At 36.1% G+C, this 4,505-nt stretch carries 5 protein-coding genes and 1 pseudogene; all 6 read right to left on the reverse strand.

The genetic code is table 11. The annotated features are described in order from the left end of the window. Positions 1-136 precede the first annotated feature (136 nt). The 6 genes and pseudogenes from AB1414_16215 to AB1414_16240 all read right to left on the reverse strand — a co-directional run bounded on the left by AB1414_16215 (position 137) and on the right by AB1414_16240 (position 4,218). Positions 137-318: pseudogene (locus AB1414_16215) on the reverse strand (type II toxin-antitoxin system HicA family toxin). Then, positions 318-536 (reverse strand): type II toxin-antitoxin system HicB family antitoxin, encoded by a 219-nt coding sequence (locus AB1414_16220; protein MEW6608965.1) that lies wholly within the window; start codon positions 534-536, stop codon positions 318-320. The pseudogene AB1414_16215 and the gene AB1414_16220 overlap by 1 nt, the downstream one beginning before the upstream one ends. An 18-nt stretch (positions 537-554) precedes the next feature. After that, on the reverse strand, positions 555-842 hold the full coding sequence (locus AB1414_16225) for a helix-turn-helix domain-containing protein (protein ID MEW6608966.1): 288 nt from the start codon (positions 840-842) through the stop codon (positions 555-557). After that, positions 839-1,156 carry a type II toxin-antitoxin system RelE/ParE family toxin gene (locus tag AB1414_16230; GenBank protein MEW6608967.1) on the reverse strand — a complete coding sequence of 106 codons (318 nt, stop codon included), beginning with the start codon at positions 1,154-1,156 and terminating at the stop codon, positions 839-841. Before AB1414_16230 ends, AB1414_16225 begins: the two co-directional genes overlap by 4 nt. A 99-nt stretch (positions 1,157-1,255) precedes the next feature. Then, positions 1,256-2,989: a DNA primase gene (gene dnaG, locus AB1414_16235; protein MEW6608968.1), complete on the reverse strand. Its 1,734-nt coding sequence runs from the start codon at positions 2,987-2,989 to the stop codon at positions 1,256-1,258. A 173-nt stretch (positions 2,990-3,162) separates the two neighbouring features. Then, the gene (locus AB1414_16240) at positions 3,163-4,218 is read right to left on the reverse strand and encodes an aminopeptidase (GenBank protein MEW6608969.1); all 1,056 of its coding nucleotides are present in this window, start codon (positions 4,216-4,218) and stop codon (positions 3,163-3,165) included. Positions 4,219-4,505 lie beyond the last annotated feature (287 nt).

Raw genomic sequence — 4,505 nt, forward strand, 5'->3', positions numbered from 1 at the left:
TAACAATATTTGAAAGTTCGTTTTCGTTTATAGACCTGTTTTCCTTTCTTTGCGTCCTTTGCGAAACCTTCCTTTGCGCTCTTTGCGGTTAAATCTTTATACCTTTAAAAAACTTGAACATCGAGTTACACATTTTTTATTTTGCCATTAAGAAATCTTCCACAGTTAATCCACTTTTTCTTATTAGTCCTCTTAATAGACCAGGTGCCAATTCCCTATGGTCAGGAATTGATAGAGTTGGTCTTGATCCGCTATGTAACCAAATTTTTGAAATATTTTCACTGTCTCTCTTCCAGAAATATTTGATAGTCTTCCCACTAAACTATAACCTCTCCAACAAAAAGTTCCTTTTCTTCAAAAATATCTAATCTCCTATGTCTTTTTTCTACCTCTAACCAACCTTTAATTGCATCTTTTATGTTGGTAAGTGCCTCATCTATTGTCTTACCTTGACTCATACACCCAACAAGCTCAGGAACATCAACTACATATCCTTCATATTCTGAGTCATAGGTTATAACCACTTTAAATCTCATATTTCTTTCTCATTTTCGTCACCTTATAGTATCTAATATGGCTTCAGGATGTTTCGCAGCAACTCTCAAAAGAACACGGGCAGGCCCTTCAGGTTTACGTCGACCTTGTTCCCAGTTTCGGAGCGTGGCAACACTGATTCCCATAAGAACAGCAAATTTATCCTGTGACAAACTATACTGCTTTCGTATCTTCCTGACCTCAGATTCAGGAAATTCAAAACTCCGTGAAGGCTTCATTTCGCCTTTCATGATAGCATCGCCTTGTTTAACACTTTCAAGTAATTCCTCAAACATTTCTTGTTTCATATAAATTCCCTTTTTACAATTTTTCTCAATTGTCTGAGTTGTTCCCCCGTTAAATCATCCTGCTCACTTTTGGGATAAGCATAAAGCAAAATGATGGTATCCTGGGATACAAACCAATAATAGATGACCCTGATACCGCCTCTCTTCCCATGTCCTCCACCAGACCATCGGAGTTTTCTTAGTCCTCCACTTGCCGATATTATTTTTCCAATATCGGGTCTATTTAACACATAAGATTGTAAAAGTCGATATTCTTCGTCAGACATTAATTCCTGGATTCGTCTTGTGAATATCGGAGTTTCTATTATGACCATATATTGAGTTCCCTAATATATTTTCATCCATGCGTCAGGTGATTATCATAGCCTAACAAGGAAATAACTTGTTAGATTACCCTTTCTTCCCTTCTTCCCTTATTTTAAACTTCTAATCTGAGAATCTAACTCCTGATACTGCCGTAACAATTCCTCGTTATCTTCTTTTAATTGAGCAATTGCTTTTTGGATTTCAAGTTTCTTTTTTCTTAGATTATTTTCTTTTATCTTTTTAATATATTCATTAATTAGTTTTTCTTTTTCTACGCCAAAGTCTTTTTGAAGTAAGAGGTAAGTAATTAAATCTTTTGCTTTTTCATCTACTAAATCAATTATTTGCGGTGGACTAATTGCCTTTTTTTGATTAAGGAGTTCAACGATTATCTTAATTATCTGTTGACATTGAGTATTTGAGAAATCATCAGGATTAAGTTCGATGGATATTTGTTTAGCCCATACCTCATTTTCTAACATAGATTTAATTAACCCTTTTTCGGCTAATACCACTCCTTCTTCTTGTTTAGTAATATATTCTGAAGTGGAGACAGGTGCTTTTTTCTGTCCTTTTTTAAGTTCAGATAAGATTATTTCTTCATCTATTCTAAGTCCTTCAGCAACTTTTTTGATAAAATCTCGTTTTTGAATGAGATTAGTTATTTTTGAAATAGTTGGTAGAATATTTTCTAAAGCCTTTATTTTAGATGCCGCAATATTAATATCCGCGGTGGCAATATGTTGTTTAAATTGATAATCTAACAAATTCTCAGCGTTTTGGAGGCATTTTGAGAATTCTTGTGTGCCAAACTGGCTGATAAAATCTGCGGGGTCTAATTTTGGCGGTAAAGAAATTACCTTTACCTCTATTTCCTGTTCGATTAATAAATCTAACCCGCGTAATGTTGCCTGAATGCCAGCGATATCCGGGTCAAATAACACAAATGCCTTCTCACCAAATTTTTTTAATAATCCAACCTGGTCTTGAGTAAAAGCTGTTCCTGCCACTGCCACTACATTCTCAAATCCTGCCTGGGATAACAAAATGGCATCCATATATCCTTCAACAATAATTGCCGCATTCGCTTTGCGAATAGGTTCTTTTGCAAAATTTAACCCATATAATATCTTACTTTTATAATAAATAGGTGATTCTGGCGAATTGACATATTTAGGTAAGGAATCATCTAAAACCCGTGCCCCAAAACCAACTATTTTATTAAAGGAATTTATAATGGGAAATGTAATTCTATTTCTAAATCTATCGTAATATCCTCCTCCTTCGCGGGGTAATATTAACCCTACCTGACAAATCTTGTCTTGTGGATAACCTTTTAAGGTATTCAATAGTCTATCCCAGGAATCAGGTGCATATCCTAACTTAAATTTCTTTATTGTCTGTGGAGTCAGTTTCCTTTTTTTAAAATAATCTAAAGCCCTTTGCCCTTCTGATGACCATAAAAGTTGTTCATAGAATTTAGAGGCTAACTCATTAATTTTATACAGGGTATCTATTTCTTGAATTTGTTTAGAAGGTTGAAATTGTGGTATTGCCACACCACATCGAGCGGCTAAATGTTTAACTGCATCGACAAATTCCATCTTCTCCATCTTCATTAGAAAGGAATAAATATTTCCTCCTACACCACAGCCAAAGCAATGGAATATTCCTTTACGAGGATTGACGGTAAAAGATGGCGTCTTTTCACTATGAAAAGGGCACAATCCCTTATAATTTTCGCCACTTTTCTTCAAAAGCACATAATCAGAAATAACATCAACCAAATCAGTTCGATTTCTAACTTCTTCAATTATTTCATCTGGAATAAATCCAGCCAAGCTACATCCCCCCAGTTATTGGTAAATGGTAACTGGTAAATGGTAATTAGTTACCAATTACCAATTACCAGTTACCAATTACCAGTTACCAGTTACCAATTACCAATTACCAGTTACCAGTGAAAGTGGTCACTCTTCGCTGTCTTCTGATATATTATACACGCATATTTTCATTATGTCAAGGGTAAATATTTACCATTGGCTAAAATCGTTGTAATTTTATCCTGTTTTGAGACTAAATTTAGCGTTGGAGAAAATACCACAAAATCTTCATGAAATGGTGTAGAGATTTTACCTCCAAAACCACTATTATCACCCAGGGCAATATGGACTGTGCCTGAGATTTTTTCAGCCTCCAAAACATTGGTTGGGTCTTTTGCCTTTGGGTTGGTGCCAATGCCTAACTCAGCGATATTTCTATTCAATTCATTTTTACTGAAAATTTCCTCAAATCTCGTTTTTTTCTCTCCGTAAAATTTCTCTACCTGACCATTTTTTATCTCAAAAACAATCCCTTCAGCAACCAATTTACCTTCTGTTTTCCCCTCAACAGGAGCGATAAAAACCTCACCCGCCGGCAAATTACCAAAAGAGCCTTTTTTAGTCAATATTCCTGTATCGGCAAACGGCTGTCTTCCTTCTAAATTAAGTTTTAATGATGTTCCGTTAGGAGCAGAGATTTCAGCCATAATCGCCGTAGAAATTATTTCTTTTAATGCGAGTGTAGTTTTCTCTACTTCTTTCCAATTTACATCCATTGCTCCTAAAAACATATCCGGGTTAAAAAGAGGTAGGCTGGCATATCGAGTGCCGGCATTGAGGGTTAGTAATTTTCTAAAATTCGTATGTGAAGTTGAATACCAGGATAAGGCAATGATGACATCTACGACCTCGCCTTTTTTATCTACAACTATTTGTTGAGCCAAATGCCAATCCTCTGGCAAGACCTCTTTTTTTAATAATTTCTCAAGCAATCTCTCTTTTTTTAAGTAGTTGACGAGGTTTTTACCAAATGCGGTTTCCCAGACTTCAATTGGTGGCTCAATTCCATGTCCCCCAGTTGGTTCAAATACTAAAAACGAAACATCAAATCCAAGAAATTTACCACGCTCACTGACCAGTCTGGCACATTCTTCCAATTCTTGTAGCCCATCCGTAAAGACTAAAACTCGCTCGTTCTTTTTTACTCCTAAGTTTACCTTATAAATCTTATCAATCGCTAAAATCATTTTTTCTCCCTGAAAATACTTTTTTTGCCACAGAGACACAGAGGACACAGAGAAAGAATCCTGGAGTGACACCACTTGTGGTGACACTGACAGCACAAGTGCTGTCACTCCGAGTGCAAGTGCTGTCACTCCGATATTGACGCTACTTGCGACGTTGTAATTTTCCCCTGAAAATAGGAAGTAGAGAGTAGAAAGTAAAGAAAACACCACTACTCACGCTTATCTCCCTATCTCCCACCTTCTATCTCCTACCTACTATTTTCATCCTCATTTGTGAACCAACGGTT

It is taken from the genome of bacterium (genome assembly GCA_040755795.1).
Lineage (GTDB): Bacteria > UBA9089 > CG2-30-40-21 > CG2-30-40-21 > SBAY01 > JBFLXS01.